We start from the raw sequence: 21,549 nt of genomic DNA, 5'->3' as shown, positions 1-21,549 counted from the left end.
GTGTCAGCCTATCGACTTCCCGGCGGGGGAGTTGACCGCCGCGGCGGTCGGTGCGCCCTTCGGCCGCGGGCCGGCGCGGGCGGCACGCGGGTCACAACCCGCGGCTGCCGGCCCGGTCGCCGGCCAGGGTGAGCCGGCCCCACAGCAGGTCCGCCAGGGTGCGCACCAGTTCGTCCCGGGAGCAGGGCTGTTCGCCCAGCCACCAGTCCCCGGCGGCGTACATCATCCCGACGATGCCGTGCCCCCACACGCGGGCCACCTGCCGGGTGTCGGGCCCGAGGTCGAGCCGCTCGGCGATCACGTCGCCGAGGTCCTCGCCCATCCGCCGCAGCAGGGGCGCCTGGTGGCGGCCGACGTCGAAGCCCTTCTCCCCGTCGGCCGCGGGCGTCTCGGCCGGGTGCATGAGGAACCGGTAGACCTGCGGGCGGGCCTCGATCGCCGACAGGTACGCGTGCAGGGTCGCCTCGACCCGGTCGCGGCGGTCGCCGGGGGAGTCCAGCGCGGCGCGCAGGGTGGCCAGCAGCGCGTCGGTGTGCCGCTTGGCCAGTGCCCGGTACAGCCCGGACTTGTCGCCGAAGTGGCGGTAGAGGATCGGCTTGGTGATGCCGGCTTCGGCCGCGATGGCGTTCATCGACGCCTCGGGGCCCTCGCGCAGCACCACGCGGTCGGCGGCCTCCAGCAGCTCGTTGCGGCGCCGCTGCGTGGCGGTCCGCTGGTCCTGCCGATGCCCGGTCTCCACGGTGTGCCTCCCGGTCGCTGGCCGCGCTCGTGTGACCGGGCGCAGGTGTCCTTCGCTGTGTGTTCCACGCGTCCGCAGTGCTCGTGTGCTGCGGCTTTATGCGCGCAACGTAACACCCTGGGGGCGCTCGACCGCCGCGCGGTCTGCGAGTTGACATTCCCTACCGCACGGTAACAGACTGCTGTTACCGCAAGTAACAAGTACGTGGAGGGGACGATGGGCGACTTCACGCTCGAACTCAACGACGAACAGCAGTCCGTGCGGGAGTGGATCCACGGCTTCGCCGCCGACGTGATGCGCCCGGCCGCCGCCGAGTGGGACGAGCGCGAGGAGACGCCCTGGCCCATCATCCAGGAGGCCGCCAAGATAGGGCTCTACTCGCTCGATTTCTACGCCCAGCAGTTCTTCGACCCGACCGGTCTCGGCATCCCGATGACCATGGAGGAGCTGTTCTGGGGCGACGCGGGCATCGCGCTGTCCATCGTCGGCACGGGCCTTGCCGCGGTCGGGGTGCTCGCCAACGGCACCGAGGAGCAGATCGGCACCTGGGTGCCGCAGATGTACGGCGACGCCTCCGACGTGAAGGTGGCGGCCTTCTGCTCCTCCGAGCCGGACGCCGGCTCCGACGTGGGCTCGATGCGCACCCGCGCGGTCTACGACCAGGCCACCGACGAGTGGGTGCTCAACGGCACCAAGACGTGGGCGACCAACGGCGGCATCGCCAACGTGCACGTGGTGGTGGCCGTGGTCGACCCCGAACTCGGCACCAGGGGCCACGCCTCCTTCATCGTGCCGCCCGGCACCGCCGGCCTGTCCCAGGGGCAGAAGTTCAAGAAGCACGGCATCCGCGCCTCGCACACCGCCGAGGTCGTGCTGGAGGACGTCCGGGTGCCCGGCGACTGCCTGCTCGGCGGCAAGGAGAAGCTCGACGAGCGGCTGGCCCGCGCCCGCGAGCGGGCGAGGTCCGGCGACGCCGAGGGCAGGGAGAGGGTGAAGAACGCGGCGATGGCGACGTTCGAGGCGTCGCGCCCCGCGGTCGGCGCCATGGCGGTCGGCACCGCCCGCGCGGCCTACGAGTACGCCCTCGAATACGCCAGGGGCCGCGAGCAGTTCGGGCGCCCGATCATCGACAACCAGGGCGTGGCGTTCCAACTCGCCGACATGCGCACCCGGATCGACGCCGCCCGGCTGCTGGTGTGGCGCGCGTCCTGGATGGCCACCGCCGGCCGGCCGTTCACCTCGGCCGAGGGCTCCATGTCCAAGCTGTTCGCCAGCGAGACGGCCAAGAAGGTCACCGCGCAGGCGATCCAGATCCTCGGGGGCAACGGGTACACCCGCGAGTACCCGGTGGAGCGCATGCACCGCGACAGCGCGATCTACACCATCTTCGAGGGCACGAGCGAGATCCAGCGCCTCGTCATCGCCCGCACCCTCGCCGGGGTGCCCATCCGCTGAGCCGGAGCCGGCCCGGGGAGCGGTCCCCGGGCCGGCCGCGGTCCTCAGTCGCGGTAGCCGCGCAGCAGGAACCAGCCCAGGAAGGCGGCGCCGACGACCGACACCACGATGAAGGTGCGCATCACCGGCCCGGGCCCGGGGGAATCGTTGACCGCCAGGGTGGTGAGCACGTGGTGGATCTGCATGGCGACTCCTTCAACTCGACGCCTCAGCGTAGCCCCGGGCGGCACGGCGACCGCCCGCAGGGGGCGCCCGGCGGGGGCGTGTCCGCGATCGGCGTGACCGCGGACACGTCATGGACCCTGCCGGACTCTCACACCCGGGGCTCCAGGTCTGGTTCAATAGGGGCATGGCCAGCATCACTCACACCGGGACGGGTCGCGACGACCTCGAGCCCTTCTGGCCGTCCCGGCAGGAGCACCACTTCGACCGCTGGTGTTGCCGCGCGATCCCCGCGCGGAACCACGTCGCCCGCTGACCTCGCACCGCCTCCGGCCCGAGCGCCGGTCGCCGTCGGCACCAGCACGTTTCCGGTACCGCGCAGACGGAAGTCCTTTCCGACCCCTCGCGCGAAAGAGCCGAAACCATGTCGAACCTCTCGCACATCCCGTCCGCGCCCGCCGCCGTCCCCGCGCCGCCCGCCGCCCGGCAGCGGCTGCGCGCCGTCCGGCCCGACGAGGTCCCGCCCGCCCCCGACTTCCTGCCGCCCGGTGCCACCTGGCTGCCGGCCCCCGGCCACGTGCTGCCCGCGGTGGCCGGCGGCGCCCCGATGGTGGGCTACCTGGTGCTGGTCCCGGCCGACCGGGCCGGCGTCGAGCAGCCGCTGACCGCCGCGGACGCCCACCCGTACGCCACCGCGCAGGTCGTCGAGCCGGAGCAGGTCGCGCCGCGGGCACAGGAGCGGGGCGGGCCGTCGCTGCCCGCCGCGCCGGTGTCGATCGACGGCGAGCGCCGCACCGCCGCCGTCGACGGCCGGCCGCTGGACCTGACCTACCTGGAGTTCGAACTGCTCGCCCACCTGGTCGCGCACCCGCACCGGGTGCACTCCCGGGACCAGCTCGTCACCACCGTGTGGGGCTACGGCCACGTCGGCGACGGCCGCACCGTGGACGTCCACATCGCGCGGCTGCGGCGGAAGTTGGGCGCCGAGCACCGCGGCAGCATCGTCACCGTCCGCCGGGTGGGCTACAAGTACGCGCCGGCTCAGGCCGCCCGCTGAGCGCACCCGGGGGGCGGGAGGACGACGTCGTCCGGGTCCCGGCCGCACCTGCGCGTGCGACCGGGACCCGAACCGCGGGCGGCGCGGGCGGGGACGACGGCGCGGCGGCCGCCGACCGGACAGGCCCTACGGCACCACCGTGACCGGCCAGCGGCCGGACTTCACCAGGCGCACCGCGACGGAGCCGACCAGCCGGTGCCCGGCGCGCTCCGAGGCGCCGACCACGACCGCGTCGGCGGTCAACTGGTCGGCGGCCATCGCCAGTCCGTTGTAGGGGTCGCCGCGGAAGGTGTGGAACTCCCAGCGCACCGAGAAGGCGCCGCGGGTGCGCTCCACCGAGTCGCGGATCTCGGCGAGCAACTGCTCCGCGACCCCGGTGTCGGCCTCCGAGACCGGCACGCCGAGCGCGGCGCCGCCGGCGATGTACGGCTGTACGTAGACGAGGGCGAGCAGGGCGTGCTGCCGTCGGGCCAGTCCGCCGGCGTACGCCGCGGCCCGCCAGGACGACTCCGAGCCGTCGAGTCCGGCGACGATCACTTTCGGTCCGTCGGTGCCGCGCTCGAAACGTGCCGGCAGTTTCTGCTCTTCCACCAGGTCAGGCTATCGGCCCGAGGCACTGGTTGATCACCCCCGTGCACGCAGCGTTCTCACTCGATCGGCCCTATTGCCACGACATGTGCGGTTTTGCGGGGCACGCTGTGGAAGAGGAGTGAAGCAGGCGTACGCCCGACCGCCACGCGAACCGTCCCTGACGGTCCGCGCCCGCGCACGGCGGCCGTCCACGCCGCTACCGGGGAGGTTTGCGATGCCTTGCGTGTCCACGAACGTGTTCGTGCGGCGTACACCTACGGAGGTCTTCGACTTTCTCGCCGACGCCCGCAACCTCGCCCTGTGGAGCTCGGGGGTGTCCTCGGTCGAACCGGGGTACGTCGAACCGGGGGTGGACGCCGTCTACCGCTACCGCTTCCCCGGGCGGCGCCGCTCGCACCGGCTGGTCTGCGCGGACTTCGAGCCGGGGCGCCGGATAGCGTTCCGCGGCCAGCGGATGTGGGGGCCGCTGGGCACGCAGGTCCCGTTCTACGGGTTCGACCTCCTTCCGCACGCCGACGGCACCATGGTGCGGCTGTCGGTGACCAGTTCGCTGAGCGCGGCCCTCGTACTGCTCGCGCCGCTGGTGGCGATGGCGTGGCGGCGGGACCTGCCCGCCGACGGCCTGAAGTTCCGCGATCTGCTCGGCGAGGGCCGCGCCGCCGCCGAGTCGCTGGCCGCGGCCACGGCGGGCGGGGCCGAGACGGCCGCCCCGGCGCCGGCCGAGGAGGCGGACGTGCCCGCCGCGACACCGATGCGCGCCTCGTCGGCGCCCACCGGGTTCGACTACGCTCATTGAGTGTTAAACTAAACATGTGGCGACACGGTGAACATCCGGTGCCCGCGCCGCCACGCCCCGACTGCCCCGGCCTGGTCCCCCCGTCCCGGCCGGGGCTCTTTCACGTCCGGACCCGGCCGTCCGGCCCGGTGATGTCCGCGAAGTTCCGCGCGACCACCGTCAGCCACGCCACGTCCCCGTCGATCGTCCCGGTCCGCGGCAGGGCGGTGGCCGCCAACCCCGGGCGCCGCGGCGGAGGTTGCAGGCCCGCGCGGCGCGCCTCCACGGCCGCGGCCAGCGACGCCGCCTCCGTCACCGCGTCCGAGGGCGCGCAGCCGGGCGGCAGGGCCGCCGTGGCGGACGGACCCGGGCCGCCGGACACGGCGTTCGCCGCCCGGGTGGCCAACCACGCCCGGGCGTCGGCCGGGTAGTACGGCCGCAGCGACAGCCGGCCGTCGTGGATCTCGATCACCCGCCGGTACAGCGCGAACTGCATGTCCCGCAGCGCCGGCCGCCCCTCCTCCCGGGGCGGTCGCAGCGCGATCCCCGGGTGGGCCTCGTACAGCGCCGACCACAGCGGCTCCAGCGCCCGGTAGGAGCGGGCGGCGCGCACCAGCCGGAACGGCGCGGCCAGCGCCCGCCCCCAGGTGGTGGCCGTCGCCCCGCTCACCGCGAGCAGCACGCACAGCAGCGCGAGCACCGCCCCCGCCGGGTGCTCCGCGGTGTCCTGCCGGCCCCAGCGCAGCACCTGGACGGCGTCCCAGAGCAGCAGCATCGTCCACGCCGCGCCCACCGCGCCGCTCGCCCGCATCAGCCGCAGCCCGGTGCGCAGCGCGCTGGGCGGCAGGCCGCGGGAGTGGCGGCCGAGCAGGGTGGTGAACAGCGCCAGGCAGCGCAGCGCGTAGACCACGAACAGGAGGTCGTAGCCCGCCAGCAGCCAGCGGGCCGCGGTGCCGGTGACGTACCCGCTGCCGTGGTGCTCGCGCACGCCCGCGGGCAGGTAGAGGGCGGCCAGCAGGACGCCGGCCGCCAGCGCCCGCCGGGCCGACCGCCGCTCCGTCTCCCGCTGCGGCCGGTCCGGCTCGGCCAGCGCCCGGGCGATCAGGGCCAGCGCGGTCAGCGAGCACATCTTCAGCTCCGTGCCCAGCAGCGCCCCCGCGCGCGGCGCCGCCGGACCCGACCGGTGCAGCGCCTCCAGCGTGTCCGGCGCCAGTACCAGCAGCGCCGCGCCCATCGACATCGCGAACCAGGCGACGTAGCGGTTCGCCGGGTCCGGGTCGGGGCCGCCGCGCCGGACCACCACCATCCGGTAGCAGGCGAAGGCGATCAACAGCGCCCCCGCGGAGTACGTCCCGGTGTCAACCACGTGCCCGGCCCCGGGGGGCGGGAGCCGCGCCGAACATCGACCCCAGCCGGCGCTGCTGGCCCTCCGCGAGCGGCGGGGTGCGCGCCTCGCGCGCCGCGCGCGAGCAGATCAGCGACGCGAGCAGCTCCGCCTCCTGCTCCTGCGGCTCGGTGTAGACGGTGCGGCCCAGCACCCGGCGGACCAGCGCGTCCGGGAGGTGGGGGAGGAGCGTGCGGGCCCCGGACGGGACGTCCCCGTCCGCGGCGGGCCGCTTCGCCGGCGCCGGGGCGACGCGGTCGTGCCCGCACACCAGGTGGGCCGCCTCGTGGAGCAGGATGTGCCGCTGGTGCAGCGCGCTGGTGTCCGTCGCGTAGACGATGCAGTCGGCGTGGTCGGTGACCATGAGCAGCCCGCACGGCAGGTTCGGCAGCGCGTCGACCGGGATCAGCTCGATCGGCCGCCCGCGCCGCTCGGCCAGCCGCGCGACCAGTGCCACCTCGTCGAACGGCCTGGGCAGGTCGATGTCGCCCATGGCCTGCCGGTACTTGTCCCACAGCACGTCATGTGTGGTAACCCGCGCTCTCACGTGCATCACCCCCATCGCCGCCTGCGACCGCCGCTCCCGCGCCGCCCGTACCCGCTGTCGCGCCCGATCCCAGAACGCCGGAACATCCGGTCCGGTTCCGGAACGTCCGGCCGTGTTCCGGGACTTCCGCGTCCCGGACTCTGCTGCATCCCGTCCGCCGCGTCCCCTGCCCGGGAACGCGCGGCGCTACGGGGAGTTCCGCTCCGCCTCGCGTCTGGCGATCAGGTCGATCATGTCGCTGATCGTGCCCATGCCCTCCGCGGAGAGGTTCACCGCCCGCAGTGCGACGCTGCGCACCCCGGCGTCCCGCAGGGCGCCGAGCAGTTCCAACTCGGCGGCGATCCGCGCCCCTTGCTCGTCGTCGAAGAAGTACGCGACCGGAATCCGGAAGAACTGCGCGAGCGCCTCCAGGTGGCGCTTGGTCGGGTTGGTCCGCCGGCCGGTGCGCAACTGCCAGAGGTAGGTGGTCGAGAAGCTCTCCCCGGTCGCGTCCCGGCAGGCGCCTGCCACCTCTTCGTGGGTGTACGCCTCCCGGTCGGGTCGGCGCACCACGCGGAAGAGCGCGTCGATCTTCTCCGCGAGGGTCGTCGCCCCGGGCGCCGACCCGTCCCCGTCAACCATCTGTGGATTCCACCGCCCCGCCGCGAACCGGAATCTCATCGTATAGGTGCGGGGCGGCAGTTGGCACCGGCGAGCGGACACCTTCTGACGCTGAGCGGACTGGGCGGGACCCGGACCGGACCCGGGCGGGAACCGTCCCGGGCCGAGCCGGACGCCGCGCACGTGCCCGGGCGGTCAGTAGCGCAGCACCGCCGCGATGCGTCCGGAGTCCGCGAGGTGGCCGTCGGGCACGAAGCGCACCCGCGCCCCGGTGTCCAGCGCCTGTTCCGCGATCTCGTCCACGATGTCGTCGCGGGCGCCGCGCTCGCCGGTGCCGGCCGGCACCAGGTGGTCGCCGTCGTCGCGGACCGTGGTGCGGTACCCGTCCTCGATCGCCACCAGCGACGCCCGGCCCTCGGTCACCGACTGCCACACCTCGTCCACGCCGCCGGCGAACGCCTTGCGGCCGCGGGCCCGGTCCAGGTCGTCCAGCACCGCCGCGACCGCCCGCTCGTCGCGCTCCCGGTCGGAGTCGGCGACGGCCCGGGCCAGTGCCTCGCCGGGCCCCTCGGCGAGCCCGCCGTGCCCGACGTGCGCCACCGCGTCCCGGGCCACCGGGCCGACCTCGTCCAGCGCGCTGATCGCCTCCGGCTCGCCCACCAGGTACAGCGGGCGCGGATCCGCCGCCTGCACGGCCACGACCGCGTCCGTGACCTCCCGCAGGAAGATCCGGGTCTCCTCGTCGTTGAAGGTGCTCGGGGTGTCGCCGATCCGCTCCTGGCGCTCCGGATCGAAGTCGATCGGGGTCCGGCGCACCGGGAAGGGGCCCTCCTCCTGGTGGGGCGTGTGCTGCCGGCCGCCACTCCACATCGTGGCCGTGTCCGCGGACAGCGCCAGCACCCAGAACGGCCGGCTCGCGGCGTACGCGGCCACCAGGTTGCGGGTCAGGAAGGTCTGCGCCAGCAGCACGCGCTCCGGCACCGAGCGCTCCAGCGACCACACGTGGTGCTCGCCGGGCGCCGCGAAGATCGCCAGACCCTCCTCGGCGTACACCAGGTCCACCTCGGCCAGCGCCTGGTCGAGGCGGCCGATCACGTCGATCCGGTCGGCCCGGGCGACCTCGGGGTCGCTGTGCACCGCGTTCTTCGCCTCTTCCAGGAGGTTGCGCAGGCGCACGGCGTCCTGGGCGTTGTCCGGCTCGCGGCGGTGCGTGGGCAGCAGCACCGACACCGCCGGGTACTTGCGGGGCCGGCGCAGGTCGGCGAGCGCGGCGGGAGTCAGCGGCTGGTGCATGGAGGGCATGGGATGACCTTTCCGGCGGCTTGCGAAGACGCGGCCCCGAACCGTCTGGTCGTCTTCCGGTAGTCTTCCGCTTCTGACAATTCCGTCCCTACCTGGATATATCAATCGGTCGGGTTCCGCAGCCCAGCGGACTCGCCGACCAGTCCGTCCTCGGCCCACGCGATCGCCTCCGCCCGGCTCCCGCACACCTGGGCGCCCAGCGCCAGCGCGCCGTGGCCGTACGCCCGCGCCCCCGGCACCACGCACACCCGGTGGCCGGCGGCGGTGACCCGCTCCATCGCCGCCTCCAGCATCGCCCGGGCCGGCGGCCGCACCCACAGCACCTCGGCCAGGTCCAGCACCAGCCAGCCCGGGCGGCTCGGCGCCACCGACGCCAGTGCCCACAGCACCCGCTCGACCGCGGTGAAGTCCAGCTCGCCGCGCGCGGCCACCAGCGCGATCCGCCGGCCCTCCCGCGCCAGCGCCTCCCGCTCGGCCGGCGGTCGGTGCGCGCCGGACAGCCAGCGCTCCGCCGTCGTGCACGCCGTCACCGTGGCGGGGCCCGGCGCCGGCACGTGCATCAGGTGCATCCCGAACCGCCGCGACATCTCCCGCAGCGCCGCCACCGCCCGCACCGGGCTGCCGGTCGGGTCCAGCGGCGGGCTGTAGCAGGCGATGCCGAACCGACCCGGGCTCGCCGCGGTCAGCCCGCCCGACACGCCGCTCTTGGCCGGCAGCCCGACCCGCACCAGCCAGTCGCCGGCGCCGTCGTACATCCCGCAGGTCGCCATCACCGAGAGCACCTGCACCGCGACCGGCTCGGGCACCACACTCTCGCCGGTCACCGGGTTGACACCGCCGGTGGCCAGCGTCGCCGCCATCACGGCCAGGTCCACGGTGTCCACCCGGACCGCGCACTGCCGGAAGTACGTCTCCGCGGCGGCCTGCGGCTCGACGGACAGCGAACCGGCCGCGTGCATCAGGTAGGCCAGCGCCCGGTTGCGGTCGCCGGTCGCGGACTCCGAGCGGTAGACCTCCTCGTCGACGTCCAGCCGGCGTCCGGCGAAGGCGCTCAGGCCGTCCAGGATGCGTCCGAACCGCTCCTGCGGGCTGCTCGCGGGCACCAGGTTGGTCGTCGCGACGGCGCCCGCGTTGATCATCGGGTTCGCCGGGCGGCCGGTGCCGCGCTCCAGGCTGATCGCGTTGAACGCGTCCCCGCTCGGCTCGTTGCCCACGAAGCGGTGCATCTCGTCCAACCCCAGCTCCGCCAGCGCCAGCGCGTACACGAAGGGCTTGGACACCGACTGGATCGAGAACGGCACGTCCGCCCGCCCCGCCCGGTACCGGTGGCCGTCCATGCTCACCAGCGCCAACCCGAAGTCGCCCGGGTCGGCGAGCGCGAGCTTGGGGATGTACGACGCGACCTCGCCGTCCGTGACCGGCAGCAACTGCCGGTGCACCTCGGCGAGCCCCGCGCTGATCACGTCCAACGGCGCCGTGTCGGCCATGGGTCCATGCTTGGCGCGGCGCGGCGGCTCCGCAACGCGGGGGAGCGGGCACCGCGGCCCACCCCCTCCCGCCCTCCGCCGTCGGCCCCTCCGGCCCGCACCCCCCGGCCGTGACACGCCCGGGAGCGATGTGCGAAGCTGCCGGGCGCGAGGGGGAGGCGTTGCGTTTGGCACGGTCGAACGGCCGGAATCCGGGAACGGCGGCCCGAACCACCGGGTGGGGCGGGGGCCGGGCGGCCCTGGCCGTGCTCGTGGTGGCGGGCACCGGCGCCGCCGCCCTGCTGCTGCGCCCGGACGGCGGCGTAGGCGCCCAGGGCCGCGGACCGCTCGGCGGGGACGGCACCGCCTTCGGCGTCGCGGCGCTGTGGCTGGTGGCCTCCATCGCGGCCCACCGCCGCTACCGCGACCGGCTCGCCCGCTACGACGAGCGGCGCACCGCGGCCCAGCAGCGGCTGGCCGACGTCGCCCGCCGCGCCCTGACGGTCGCACCGGTGGCCGTGCCGGTGCTGCTGCTCGCCCTGCACGACTTCCACGGCCGGCCCGCGCCCCGGCCCGCACCGACCCCGCAGCCGCCGGCGGGCACCGTGAACGACGCCTCCCCGCCGCCGGCGCACCGGCACACGGGTGACAGCGGGCCGCACCTGCCGGGCTGGCTGCCGCACCTCGTCGTCGGCCTGCTGATCGCGGCCGCCGCGGTCGCCGTCACGCTCGCCGCGATCACCCTGCTGCGGATGCTGCGGCGCCCGGAACGGCCTCTGCCCGAGGGCCTGTTCCGCGTCATCGACGACGAGGAGGAAGTCCTGGCCGAGGCCGTCAGGTCCGGCCGCCGCGCCCTGCGCGACACCGGCGACGCCCGGGCCGCGGTGATCGCCTGCTACGCCGCCATGGAGACCTCGCTCGCCGCGTCCGGGGTCGCCCGGCACGCCTCGGACAGCCCGCAGGACCTGCTGGAGCGGGCGGCGGCCGGCGATCTGCTCAGCGGCCCGGCCGCGGGTGAGCTGACCGACCTGTTCCGCGAGGCGCGCTACTCCACCCACGCGATGGACGACCGCCACCGCCGTCGCGCCGCCGACGCGCTCGCGAGGATCGCCGCACAGCTCGAACGGCGCGCCGCCGAGGGGGCCGGGTCCGCCGCGGCGGCGGGGAGCGCCTCGTGACCGCGCGCTCCGCCCGCCGCGCCGCCGCCGCGGACCGGCCGGCCTCCTCCCGCGCGACGGCCGCCGGCCTCACCGCGGGCGGAGCCGCGGCCGTCGTCCTGGTCGGCCTCGCCGACGGCGTCGCCGCGGCCGGCACCGCGCTGGCCGTGCTCGTCGTCGCCGGGCTCGGCGTCGTCCGCTACGTCGCCGGCAGCGACGCCCAGGACAGCGGCTACCGCAGGCCCGTACGGATGCTGGGCACCCGGGCCCCGGCGCTCGGCGCGTGGCAGCGCATCGTGGACCGCTCGCTCGGCGAGGAGGGCGCCGTCCACTTCGCCACCACGCTGCGGCCGCACCTCCAGCGGCTCTTCGCCGCCCGGCTCGCCGAGCGGCACGGCGTCGACCTCGCGCACGCCCCGCGGCGGGCCGCCGAACTCGTCGGCGCGGGCCTGTGGCCGTGGATCGACCCCTCCCGGCCTCCGCCGCGGCCGGAGCTGCCCGAACCCGTGCTCGGCGCGCTGCTCGACCGGCTCGAAGCACTGTGACGCACGCGCCGCCCGGCACTCGGGCCACGCGGTCCCGCCCGGTCCGGGCCCCGGGTCGCGGCGCGGACGCGGCGTGCCGGTGGTGCGCGCGGGCCGTCCGTCCCCGGCCCTTCCCGTCCCGTCGTCGTGAAGCGAAGCGAGGAACCCCGTCGTGAACAGTGAGAAACCGCCGGCCCAGGATGTCGTGGCGCTGACCCCGCAGCAGGCCGGGGCGCGGGCGGGCGAGGTCCTGGACGAGGTGCGCGGCGCCGTCGTGGGCAAGCCGGAGCCGCTGGCGCTGGTGATGCTGGGCATCCTGGCGGGCGGCCACGTGCTGATCGAGGACCTGCCCGGCCTGGGCAAGACGCTGCTGGCCCGGTCGTTCGCCACCGTGCTCGGGCTGGACTTCCGCCGCATCCAGTTCACCCCCGACCTGCTGCCCTCCGACGTGACGGGCGCGCCCTTCTACGACCAGCGGTCGGGCGAGATGGTCTTCCGGGCCGGACCGGTCTTCACGCACCTGCTGCTCGCCGACGAGGTGAACCGGACGCCGCCGAAGACCCAGGCCGCGCTGCTGGAGGCGATGGCCGAGTCGCAGGTGTCGGTGGACGGCAGCACCCGGGCGCTGCCCGACCCGTTCGTGGTGGTCGCCACCGCGAACCCGATCGAGTACGAGGGCACGTACACCCTGCCGGAGGCGCAGTTGGACCGGTTCCTGCTGCGGGTGCGGATGGGCTACCTGGCCGCGGACCAGGAGGTCGGGATGCTGCGGGCGCGGGTGGCGCGCGCCGCGCCCGAGGCCCGGCTCCGGCCGCTGTCGGGGCCCGGCGAGGTGCTGGCGATGCGGGCCGCGGTCGAGCGGGTCGAGGTGGACGACGACCTGCTGGAGTACGTGGTGGCGCTGGTGGGCGCGACCCGTTCGCACCAGCACGTGCAGGTCGGCGCGTCGCCGCGCGGCGGCCTCGCGCTGGTCCAACTCGCCCGCGCCCGGGCGATGTTGGAGCTGCGGGACTACGCGACCCCCGAGGACGTCAAGGCGGTTGCGGTGCCCGCGCTGGCCCACCGCGTGACGCTCAGACCGGAACTGTGGGTGCGGCAGATCGACGCGGACGAGGTGGTCCGGGAGATCGTCGCGTCCGTGCCGGCGCCGCGGACCCTGCCCCGGACCGCGATCGCCACACCCTCATGACCGGCTCCCCGCGCCCCGCCGCACCGGACCGCCCCGCCGGCCCCGGCCCCCGCGCCGACGCCGCCGCGCGCCCTGACCCGTCGGACCGGCGTGCCCGCGCCGTCGAGCGCGCCCTCGGCGGCCGCCGGGCGGCGGAGGCCGGCACCGCCCAGGCCCCGCCCGACCCGCCGCGCGGCTGGCGGATCGGCGAGCGCGCCCTGGGCTGGAGCACGGTGGCCGCGGTCGGCCTGGCGGCCGCCCTGGTCAGCGGCCATGCCTGGGTGCTGGCGCTCGCCGCCGTCCCGCTGACGCTGCTCGCGCTGTCCCTGCCGTCCGGCCCCCGTCCGCGGCGGATCGAGACCGAGGTGACGGTCGACGTGCGGCGCTGCTTCGAGGGCGAGCCGGTGGTGGCGCGGATCGCGGTGGCCCACGACGGCGTGGTGGGCCGGCTGGACCCCGGGGTGACGCTCGGACCGGGGGTGCGGCTGGACGCGCTGGCGGTCGGCCGCGGCCGGATCGAGTTGCGGTTGGTGGCGGAGCGGTGGGGGCGCTGGACGTTGGGGACGGTGGACGTGGACGTGTACGACGGTGGGGGTGTGGCACGGCGGACGGTGCGGGTGGGGTTGGGGGAGGTCGAGGTGTTCCCGTTGCCGGTGGCGGCGGGGCTGACGCCGGTCCCGGTACGGCTGCCGGCGCGGTGGGGCGAGCACACGGCGCCGGTGCGGGGGGAGGGGGTGGAGGTGGTCGGGGTGCATCCGTATGTGCGGGGCGAGCGGCAGCGGCGGATCAACTGGTCGGCGACGACGCGGCGGGGGTCGGTCCAGTTGCACCAGTTCGCGGCGGAGCGGGCGGCGGACACGGTGGTGGTGCTGGACGCCCTGGGGGACCTGCGGGATCCCGTGACCGGGTCGTCCACGCTGGACGAGACGTTCCGGGTCGCGGCGGGGCTGGTGCGCGCCTATCTGCGGTCCCATGACCGGGTGGGTGTGGTGGCGGTGGGCGGCACGGTCCGCTGGCTGCGGCCGGGCGGCGGTGACGGGTACTTCTACCGGATCGTGGAGAGCGTGCTCGACGTCCGCACCGACCTCGGGCGACGCGGTGCCGGGCCGCTCCGCCTGCCGCCGCCCGCCCTGCCCGAGGGCGCCCTCGTCTACGTCGTCACCCCGCTCGCCGACCAGCACATCCTCGACACGCTGCACCAGATCCGGTCCGGCGCCCACCCGATGGTCGTGGTGGAGGTCCCCTCGGGCGACCCGCCGGTCGAGCCCGGCGACGCGCGGGCGGCCCTGGCGCTGCGGCTGTGGCGGGCCGACCGGCAGGCGATCCGGTTCGCGCTGACCGAGCGCGGCATCGCCCTCGTCGCCCACCGGCCCGGCCGGACCCTGGACCTCGCGCTGGCACCGCTGCTGCGCACCCGCCTCCCCGGAGGTTCCCGATGAGGTCTGTGCGCAGGAGGCAGGGCAGCGGCCCGGCGGGGCGCGGTGGGCAGGGCGGCGACCCGGCGGGCGGCCTCACCGCGGGCGACGCCTCGGCCGGCGACGTCCCGGCCGGCAGCGATGTGGTGGCCGACGCCTCGGCGGGCGACGTCCCGGCGGGCGAGGGGGCGGTGGCCGAGGACGCGGCGGGCGACGCCTCGGCAACCGACGGAGCGGCGGCCGACGGAGCGGCAACCGACGGAGCGGCGGCCGACGGAGCGGCAACCGACGGAGCGGCGGCCGACGGTGCGGCCAAGAGCCGTACCGCGGGGAGCGGACGCCGTGCCGCCCTTGCCGTGCGGTGCGTGGGCACCGCTCTGGTGGTGGCCGCGAGCGACCCGCCGGCGGTCGCGCACGCCTCGAAGCTCGTCATGGTGCTGGTGGCCTTGGCCGCGGGGCTCGGCTGGTGGGCGAGCCCGATGGTGGACGAGCGGCCCGCGCAGACGTCGATGCGGTGGCCCGCGCTGGCGCCGCGGCGCCGCGGCACGCTCCTCGCGGCCGGCGCGGTCGTCCTCGCCGCGGCCACCGATCCGCCCCTGTGGCTCGTCGCCTGCGTGGCGGCGCTGCTGCTGGCATACCTGCTGCTCACCGACGCCTGGACGACGGGTGTCACCGCGCCCACCGGGCGCCCCGACCCCGGGACCGCGGCGGCGACGGCGGCCGCCGCCGCGCTGGTCCTGCTCGCCGCCGAGGTGCCGCTCGCGGACACCGCGTGGGCCCGCCTGGCCGCCGCCCCCGCGGTCGCCGCGGCGACCGCCTGCCTCGCGCTGGCCCTGCGCCACCGGGGCGGCTCCGGCCGGTCCGCGCGGGAGACCGACCCCGAACGGGGCGGGCACCGCCCCCGGCACCTGTGAGCGCACCCCGCCGCCCGTGAGCGCGCCGCGGCCCCACACGTCGCGGGCGGGCGAGCTGGATCGGTTCAGTGGGGGAGTGGCTGTTCACCGCCTCCCCCCTGTCGCCGGGTGGCCCGGGTGCTTTACCGTTTAACCCGCGCTGCCCTCGGGCGGCGCCGGCGCGGCGGCAGCCGCCGGCACGGTCACCAGCAGCCAGGGGAGCAGCAATGAAGGACATCACGCCGGTCGCCGACGGCTGGGAGCTGCGGCTCCCCGACGGCGGCAGCGTGCCCGCGCGGGTGCCCGGCTGCGTGCACACCGACCTGCTCGCGGCCGGGACGATCCCCGACCCCTACCTCGACCGCAACGAGACCGAGGTGGCGTGGGTCGGCCGCGCGGACTGGACGTACGCCACCGCGCTGCCGCCCCTGGCCGGGACCGGCCACGAGCGGGCCGACCTGGTCTTCGACGGGCTCGACACGGTCGCCGAGGTCAAGGTCGGCGGGCGGGTGCTCGGCGAGACCCGCAACATGCACCGCGCCTACCGCTTTGACGTCACCGAGTGGGCCTCCGCCGCCGGCGGGGCCTCGCTCGCGGTGGCCTTCACCTCCGCCTACACCGAGGCCGAACGCGTCCGCGCGCTGGTGGGCGAGCGCCCCAACTCCTACCCCGAACCGTTCCAGTACCTGCGCAAGATGGCCTGCTCCTTCGGCTGGGACTGGGGGCCGACGCTGGTCACCGCGGGGATCTGGAAGCAGGTGCGGGTCGAGCGCTGGTCCACCGCGCGGCTGGCCGGCGTGGTGCCGCTGGCCACCGTCGCCGCGGGCACCGGCCGGGTGGAGGCCAGGATCGACCTGGAGCGCACCGCCTCCGGCGCGGACCGCCCGCTGACCGTGCGCCTGCGGGTCGGCGACACCGTGGCCGAGGCCGTCGCCGCGCCCGGCACCGACCGCCTCACCGTCGACTGCGAGGTGCCCGACCCCCGGCTGTGGTGGCCGCGCGGCCACGGCGACCAGCCGCTGTACGACTGCGAGGTGACCGTCCTGGACGGCGCCGACCCGCTGGACACCTGGCAGCGGCGGATCGGCTTCCGCAGCGTGGAGCTGGACACCTCGCCCGACGCGCACGGATCGGCGTTCACCCTGCGGGTGAACGGCACCGCGCTGTTCGTGCGCGGCGTCAACTGGATCCCCGACGACGCCTTCCCCACCCGGGTGGACGCCCGGCGCTACCGCACCCGGCTGGAACAGGCGGCGGACGCGGGCGTCGACCTGGTGCGGGTGTGGGGCGGCGGGATCTACGAGAGCGACGACTTCTACGACGCCTGCGACGAGTTGGGGCTGCTGGTCTGGCAGGACTTCCTCTTCGCCTGCGCCGCCTACCCCGAGGAGCAGCCGCTGCGCTCCGAGGTGGAGGCGGAGGCGCGGGAGAACGTCGCCCGCCTCGCCCCGCACCCCTCGCTGGTGCTGTGGAACGGCAACAACGAGAACCTGTGGGCCTTCCGCGACTGGGAGTGGGAGCCGGAACTCGCCGGCGAGTCCTGGGGCGAGGGCTACTACCTCGGCCTGCTGCCGCGCATCGTGGCGGAGACCGACCCGACCCGTCCCTACTGGGCCGGCAGCCCCTGGTCCGGCTCCTGGCGGCACCACCCCAACGACCCCGGCCACGGCACCGCCCACTCCTGGGACGTCTGGAACCGGACCGACTACACCGAGTACCGCGACAGCGTGCCGCGGTTCGTCGCGGAGTTCGGCTGGCAGGCCCCGCCCGCCCACGCCACCGTGCGCCGCTCGCTCGCCGACGAGCCGCTCGCCGCCGACTCGCCGGGCATGCTCCACCACCAGAAGGCCGCCGACGGCAACGGCAAGCTCGACCGCGGGCTGGCCCGGCACTTCCCCGTGCCGGCCGACTTCGACACCTGGCACTACCTGACCCAGGTCAACCAGGCCCGGGCCGTGGCCACCGGCATCGAGCACTGGCGCTCGCACTGGCCGCGCTGCGCCGGCACGATCGTCTGGCAGCTCAACGACTGCTGGCCGGTGACCTCGTGGGCGGCCATCGACGGCGACGGGCGCCCCAAGCCGCTCTACCACGAGCTGAAGCGGCTCTACGCCGACCGGCTGCTGACCTTCCAGGAGCGCGACGGCGGCCTGGTGCTCGCCGCGGTCAACCAGGCGGGGCGGGCGTGGTCCGGCAGCGTGCTGCTGCGCCGCGTCACGGTGGAGGGGGAGGTGGTCGCCGAGGCCCGGGTGCCGTTCACCGCGGACGCCCGCACCGTCGCCGAGCTGCCGGTGCCACGGGAGCTGCGGCCGGAGGCGGGGAGCACGACGCACCTCCTCACCGCCGACGCCGCCGCTGACACCGCCCCCGCCGACACTGGAACCGACGCCGGAACCGACGCCGACCCGACCGCGGAAACGGCCCCCGCCCCCGCCTCCGACCCGCTGCGCGCCTACTGGTTCCCCTCCCGGGACAAGGACTTCGCCTACCCCGCCCCCCGGTGGGACCTGGACCTGGTCGTGCGCACGGACGGCCCGCAGGACGCCGTGCCCGCGGTCGAGGTCACCGTCACCGCCCGCACGCTGCTGCGCGACCTGCTGCTCCAGGCCGACCGGCTCGCCCCGGACGCCACCGCGGACCGCGGCCTGACCACCCTGCTGCCCGGCGAGAGCGCCACCATCACCGTGCGCGGCTGGAGCGACCCTTCCGTCGAGGCCGCGGCCGCCGTCCTGCACACCGTCAACGCGGCGGTGGTGCGGTAAGTTGGTCGGCGCGGCGCCGCCGGTCCGTCCGGCCGGCCGCGCGCCCCGTGACGAGCCGAGGAGGTGGGAACGGTCAACCCCAGCAGGACACACCGGTCGCTCCCCCCGCACGGCCGCGCGCGCTGACCTCGGCGTCACGCGCGACGGCACGGCCCGGGAGGGCACGCGCTTCCCGAAAGGCACCACGCCCATGCCAGAACCCCGTTTCGAAGCCCGCCCCGACACCACGGTCCGGCCACCGCGACCGGTCTGGCCGCGGATGGACGACATCGTCGCCTCGCTGCGCGCCGCCGGCTGCGTCTTCGCCGAGGAGGAGGCGAGCCTGCTGCTCGCGGCCGCCGGCTCCCCGCAGGAGCTGGCCGGGATGGTGGAGCGGCGCGCCGGCGGACTGCCACTCGAACACGTCGTCGGCTGGGCCGAGTTCGCCGGGCTGCGGATCTCCGTCGGCCCCGGCGTGTTCGTACCGCGCCGGCGCACCGAGTTCCTCGTCGCCCGTGCGGCCGCGCTGCTGCGCCCGGGTGCGGTGGTACTCGATCTGTGCTGCGGGTCGGGAGCAGTCGGCGCCGCGCTCGCCGCGGCCGCGCCCGGCGTCGAACTGCACGCCGCCGACCTGGACCCGGCGGCCGTACGGTACGCAAGCCGCAACCTCGCGGCCGCGCGCGGCCAGGTGTACGAGGGGGACCTGTTCGCGCCGCTGCCGGCCGCGTTGCGCGGGCGGGTGGACGTGCTCACCGCGAACGTCCCGTACGTGCCCACCCGCGAGATCCCGCTGCTGCCCTCCGAGGCGCGCGACCATGAGGCGCCGCTCGCGCTCGACGGCGGCGCCGACGGGCTCGACCTGCTGCGCCGGGTGGCGCGCGAGGCCGGCACCTGGCTGGCCCCCGGCGGCACCATGCTGTCCGAGACCAGCCGGGCCCAGGTGCCCGGCGCCCTGCGGGCCCTGCGCGCCTGCGGCCTCACCGCGGACACCGCCCACGACGACGACATGAACGCCACGGTCGTCCTCGCCACCCGCCCCTGACCGAAGGCGGCCGCCCCGCCGCGGACGTACCGCCCGCCCGTCACCGCGGGCGGGCGGTACGCGGGAGGCGCGGGGCGGGGACTAATCCGTCGGGCTGTCGGCCGTGCGCAGGCCGCTGGACCACTTCTCCTCGATGTTGCCGTACTTCCACACCAGGAGCGCGGCGGCCCAGGTGAGGAAGAACAGCCCGACGATGACGTAGCCGATGATGTTCAGGTCCAGCCCGCCGACCCAGTCCCAGAAGGCGCCGTGTAGGCCGGCCTTGTCGGAGATCAGGCCGAGCAGTTCGACGGTGCCGATGATCAGGGCGACCGCGACGGACAGGCCGGTGATGGTGAGGTTGTAGTAGACCTTGCGGACCGGCTTGGAGAACGCCCACTCGTACGCGAAGTTCATGAACGAGCCGTCGATGGTGTCCAGCAGGCACATCCCGGCGGCGAACAGGACCGGCAGGCAGAGGATCGCGTACCAGGGCAGGCCGGAGGCGGCGCCGGAGCCGGCCAGGACGAGCAGCGCGATCTCGGTGGCGGTGTCGAAGCCCAGCCCGAAGAGGAGGCCGATGGGGTACATCTGCCACGGGTTGGTGACGGACTTCATCAGGCGGCCGAGCAGCCGGTTCATGAAGCCGCGGTTGTTGAGCTGGTCCTCCAGCGCCGCCTCGTCGAACTCGCCGTGCCGCATCCGCCGGAAGACCTTCCAGATCCCGACCAGGATCAGCAGGTTGACCAGCGCGATGGCGTACAGGAACGTGCCCGAGACGGTGGTGCCGATCCAGCCGGTGACGTCGTGCAGCCCGGAGTTGTCGTTCTCGACCGGGTCGGCGAGCGACCTGACGCCCAGTGAGAGCAGGAAGGCCAGCGCGAAGACGATCGAGGAGTGGCCGAGGGAGAACCAGAAGCCCACCGACAGCGGGCGCTTGCCCTCGCCCATCAGCTTCCGGGTGGTGTTGTCGATGGCCGCGATGTGGTCGGCGTCGAAGGCGTGCCGCATCCCGAGCGTGTAGGCGGTGACGCCGATGCCCACCCCGAACACGCCGGTGCCGGTCCGGTAGTGGTGCGGCGCGACGATCACCGCGAGCGTGAACCAGCCGATGACGTGCAGCGCCACGATGAACGCGGCCATGCCGCCGAGCCGGGTCCACTCGGCGCGCGTCATCGACGCCGATATGCGGTGCAGACGGGACCCCGGAGCGGAGGGGGTCTCGATGGTGGAGGTCAACGTTGCGTCCTTTGCGATGGGGGCGGGACACCTCGGTGCGACATGTTACTTGTTGCAAATTACTCGCAACAAGGCGGTGCCGTCATGCCCCCACCGCCCCGACCTGCTTCATCGGGGGCGCACCGGCACATGCGAGAGCGCACAGTCCCCGCACAGAGCCCCGCGGCCGCCTGGTGCCGCCCGGTAGATCAGGCAGCAGCTCAGCCGCCGGAAGGCCCCCTCGGGGGCGAGCCGGCCGGCGCCGCGCAGCGGGCCGCGCTCCAGCAGCAGCCCGGCCAGGGCGCGGGCCCGCGCGGCGGCCTCCGGGCGGGCCGCGCCGATCGTCCGCGCCGCGCCGTTCACCGCGGACGCGACGTTGCCCCGCAGGATGGGCGCGGCCACGCGGAAGCCCCTGAAGGCGCCGCCGACCTCCGCCACCGCACCCGCGCAGACCGTGTCCGCGAAGGCGTCCGCGACCGCGTCGAGGTCCGTCCACGGCCCGGGGCACGCGCGCGGCGCCCCGGGGCGGGCTCCGTGTGGGGCAGGGGCAGGGGCAGGGGCAGGGGAGGGTGCCGTGCCTGCCGCGGGAGCACCGCCCGCGTCCCGGGGGCAGGGCGCCGACGCGCCGCGGTCCGCGAGCGGCGGCAGCGCCAGCGGGTAGGGCCCGCCGAGCACGGGCCGCCAGCGCAGGTCGCGGAGCCGTACCCGCTCGGGCACCCGCCCGTACAGCACCGCCAGGGCCAGGTAAGGGGAGAGCAGCCGGGCCACCAGGCCGAGGTGGGCCACCGACGCGGCCACCCGTTCCTCGACCGCGTCCGCCCGCTGTCCGCCGTCCCGTGCCAGCACCTCGCGGACGGCGGCCACCCGGGCGGCCGACACGTCGCTTCCGTCGGCCAGCTCCGCCATGGAGCGCCAGCCGCCGGAGGCAGCGCCGTCCGTCCCGATCGCTCCCACGGCCTCGGCCGCCTCGACCGCGAAGAACGGCCCCAGCTCCGCCAGGGCCGCCCGCACCTCGTCTTCGTGCACCACGCCACCATGATGCGGCGGCGCGGGCGGGCGCCGCACGGACACGTGGAACCCGCCTCCCGGCGTCCCCCACCGTCCCGCCCCGGCCGGGGCGGGCCATGTCCACGGACGGGCGGCCCACGGGCGGGCGGACGCGCACGTCACCGCGGGTCACGCACCCCCGCCGCACCCTGTGGCGGCCGGCCACCCCCCGGGTCCGCACCGCCGTTCCGGCCGTCAACTCGCGGACCAGCGCCGCCACCTGGTCCACCCCGATCAGGAAGCCGTCGTGCCCGCACGGCGACCGGAGCGTCCGCATCCGGTCGGCG

Annotated in this window: 21 protein-coding genes; 11 read left to right on the top strand and 10 right to left on the bottom strand. The window is 75.7% G+C overall.

Features of this window, described 5'->3' with window-relative positions; translation table 11 throughout:
* Positions 1–91 precede the first annotated feature (91 nt).
* The gene (locus RVR_RS00565) at positions 92–739 is read right to left on the bottom strand and encodes a TetR/AcrR family transcriptional regulator (RefSeq protein WP_202231885.1); all 648 of its coding nucleotides are present in this window, start codon (positions 737–739) and stop codon (positions 92–94) included.
* 216 nt (positions 740–955) lie between these two features.
* Here RVR_RS00565 and RVR_RS00560 point away from each other — a divergent pair, with 216 nt between their 5' ends.
* A complete protein-coding gene (locus RVR_RS00560) occupies positions 956–2,194 on the top strand; it encodes an acyl-CoA dehydrogenase family protein (RefSeq protein WP_202231884.1) in 1,239 nt (412 codons plus the stop codon).
* Positions 2,195–2,238: 44 nt separating this feature from the next.
* On the opposite strand, the gene RVR_RS00555 is transcribed toward RVR_RS00560, so the two are convergent.
* Positions 2,239–2,379: a hypothetical protein gene (locus tag RVR_RS00555; protein ID WP_202231883.1), complete on the bottom strand. Its 141-nt coding sequence runs from the start codon at positions 2,377–2,379 to the stop codon at positions 2,239–2,241.
* 164 nt (positions 2,380–2,543) lie between these two features.
* Between RVR_RS00555 and RVR_RS38505 the strand changes: the two genes are divergently transcribed.
* Both RVR_RS38505 and RVR_RS00545 read left to right on the top strand, forming a co-directional pair.
* Complete coding sequence (locus tag RVR_RS38505) at positions 2,544–2,672, top strand: hypothetical protein (RefSeq protein WP_272933049.1); 129 nt, start codon at positions 2,544–2,546, stop codon at positions 2,670–2,672.
* 108 nt (positions 2,673–2,780) lie between these two features.
* The gene (locus tag RVR_RS00545; protein ID WP_202231881.1) at positions 2,781–3,413 is read left to right on the top strand and encodes a winged helix-turn-helix domain-containing protein; all 633 of its coding nucleotides are present in this window, start codon (positions 2,781–2,783) and stop codon (positions 3,411–3,413) included.
* 126 nt (positions 3,414–3,539) lie between these two features.
* Here RVR_RS00545 and RVR_RS00540 read toward each other — a convergent pair whose 3' ends face one another.
* Positions 3,540–4,004, bottom strand: coding sequence for a universal stress protein (locus RVR_RS00540; protein ID WP_202231880.1), 465 nt, complete (start codon positions 4,002–4,004; stop codon positions 3,540–3,542).
* Between the two features lie 223 nt (positions 4,005–4,227).
* Between RVR_RS00540 and RVR_RS00535 the strand changes: the two genes are divergently transcribed.
* Entirely contained in the window at positions 4,228–4,800 is a 573-nt protein-coding gene (locus RVR_RS00535; protein WP_202231879.1) for an SRPBCC family protein, read from the top strand.
* 100 nt (positions 4,801–4,900) lie between these two features.
* On the opposite strand, the gene RVR_RS00530 is transcribed toward RVR_RS00535, so the two are convergent.
* The 5 genes from RVR_RS00530 to glsA all read right to left on the bottom strand — a co-directional run bounded on the left by RVR_RS00530 (position 4,901) and on the right by glsA (position 10,099).
* On the bottom strand, positions 4,901–6,145 hold the full coding sequence (locus tag RVR_RS00530; protein WP_202231878.1) for an MAB_1171c family putative transporter: 1,245 nt from the start codon (positions 6,143–6,145) through the stop codon (positions 4,901–4,903).
* Entirely contained in the window at positions 6,138–6,710 is a 573-nt protein-coding gene (locus RVR_RS00525) for a ParH-like protein (RefSeq protein ID WP_237404488.1), read from the bottom strand. Before RVR_RS00525 ends, RVR_RS00530 begins: the two co-directional genes overlap by 8 nt.
* A 186-nt stretch (positions 6,711–6,896) precedes the next feature.
* Positions 6,897–7,331, bottom strand: a complete 435-nt coding sequence (locus tag RVR_RS00520) for an XRE family transcriptional regulator (protein ID WP_202231877.1) — start codon at positions 7,329–7,331, stop codon at positions 6,897–6,899.
* Positions 7,332–7,505: 174 nt separating this feature from the next.
* Positions 7,506–8,603 (bottom strand): baeRF3 domain-containing protein, encoded by a 1,098-nt coding sequence (locus tag RVR_RS00515; RefSeq protein WP_202238279.1) that lies wholly within the window; start codon positions 8,601–8,603, stop codon positions 7,506–7,508.
* A 110-nt stretch (positions 8,604–8,713) separates the two neighbouring features.
* The gene (glsA, locus tag RVR_RS00510) at positions 8,714–10,099 is read right to left on the bottom strand and encodes a glutaminase A (RefSeq protein WP_202231876.1); all 1,386 of its coding nucleotides are present in this window, start codon (positions 10,097–10,099) and stop codon (positions 8,714–8,716) included.
* A 167-nt stretch (positions 10,100–10,266) separates the two neighbouring features.
* On the opposite strand from glsA, the gene RVR_RS00505 reads away from it, so the two are divergent.
* The 7 genes from RVR_RS00505 to RVR_RS00475 all read left to right on the top strand — a co-directional run bounded on the left by RVR_RS00505 (position 10,267) and on the right by RVR_RS00475 (position 19,018).
* Entirely contained in the window at positions 10,267–11,256 is a 990-nt protein-coding gene (locus RVR_RS00505; RefSeq protein ID WP_237404487.1) for a DUF4129 domain-containing protein, read from the top strand.
* Positions 11,253–11,780 (top strand): hypothetical protein, encoded by a 528-nt coding sequence (locus RVR_RS00500; RefSeq protein WP_202231874.1) that lies wholly within the window; start codon positions 11,253–11,255, stop codon positions 11,778–11,780. Before RVR_RS00505 ends, RVR_RS00500 begins: the two co-directional genes overlap by 4 nt.
* A 151-nt stretch (positions 11,781–11,931) precedes the next feature.
* Positions 11,932–12,948: an AAA family ATPase gene (locus RVR_RS00495; protein WP_202231873.1), complete on the top strand. Its 1,017-nt coding sequence runs from the start codon at positions 11,932–11,934 to the stop codon at positions 12,946–12,948.
* Positions 12,945–14,366, top strand: coding sequence for a DUF58 domain-containing protein (locus RVR_RS00490; RefSeq protein ID WP_202231872.1), 1,422 nt, complete (start codon positions 12,945–12,947; stop codon positions 14,364–14,366). The genes RVR_RS00495 and RVR_RS00490 overlap by 4 nt, the downstream gene beginning before the upstream one ends.
* Positions 14,363–15,256 carry a hypothetical protein gene (locus RVR_RS00485; protein WP_202231871.1) on the top strand — a complete coding sequence of 298 codons (894 nt, stop codon included), beginning with the start codon at positions 14,363–14,365 and terminating at the stop codon, positions 15,254–15,256. Before RVR_RS00490 ends, RVR_RS00485 begins: the two co-directional genes overlap by 4 nt.
* Positions 15,257–15,462: 206 nt before the next feature.
* Positions 15,463–17,997 carry a glycoside hydrolase family 2 protein gene (locus RVR_RS00480; RefSeq protein ID WP_202231870.1) on the top strand — a complete coding sequence of 845 codons (2,535 nt, stop codon included), beginning with the start codon at positions 15,463–15,465 and terminating at the stop codon, positions 17,995–17,997.
* Between the two features lie 190 nt (positions 17,998–18,187).
* On the top strand, positions 18,188–19,018 hold the full coding sequence (locus RVR_RS00475) for a putative protein N(5)-glutamine methyltransferase (RefSeq protein WP_202231869.1): 831 nt from the start codon (positions 18,188–18,190) through the stop codon (positions 19,016–19,018).
* Between the two features lie 81 nt (positions 19,019–19,099).
* Here RVR_RS00475 and nicT read toward each other — a convergent pair whose 3' ends face one another.
* Both nicT and RVR_RS00465 read right to left on the bottom strand, forming a co-directional pair.
* Positions 19,100–20,173 carry a Nickel transporter NicT gene (gene nicT, locus RVR_RS00470; protein WP_202238278.1) on the bottom strand — a complete coding sequence of 358 codons (1,074 nt, stop codon included), beginning with the start codon at positions 20,171–20,173 and terminating at the stop codon, positions 19,100–19,102.
* Between the two features lie 171 nt (positions 20,174–20,344).
* Entirely contained in the window at positions 20,345–21,244 is a 900-nt protein-coding gene (locus RVR_RS00465; RefSeq protein WP_237404486.1) for a (2Fe-2S)-binding protein, read from the bottom strand.
* Positions 21,245–21,549: the final 305 nt, after the last annotated feature.

It is taken from the genome of Streptomyces sp. SN-593, from assembly GCF_016756395.1.
GTDB classification, from domain to species: domain Bacteria; phylum Actinomycetota; class Actinomycetes; order Streptomycetales; family Streptomycetaceae; genus Actinacidiphila; species Actinacidiphila reveromycinica.
This window is presented reverse-complemented; position numbering and strand designations above follow the sequence as displayed.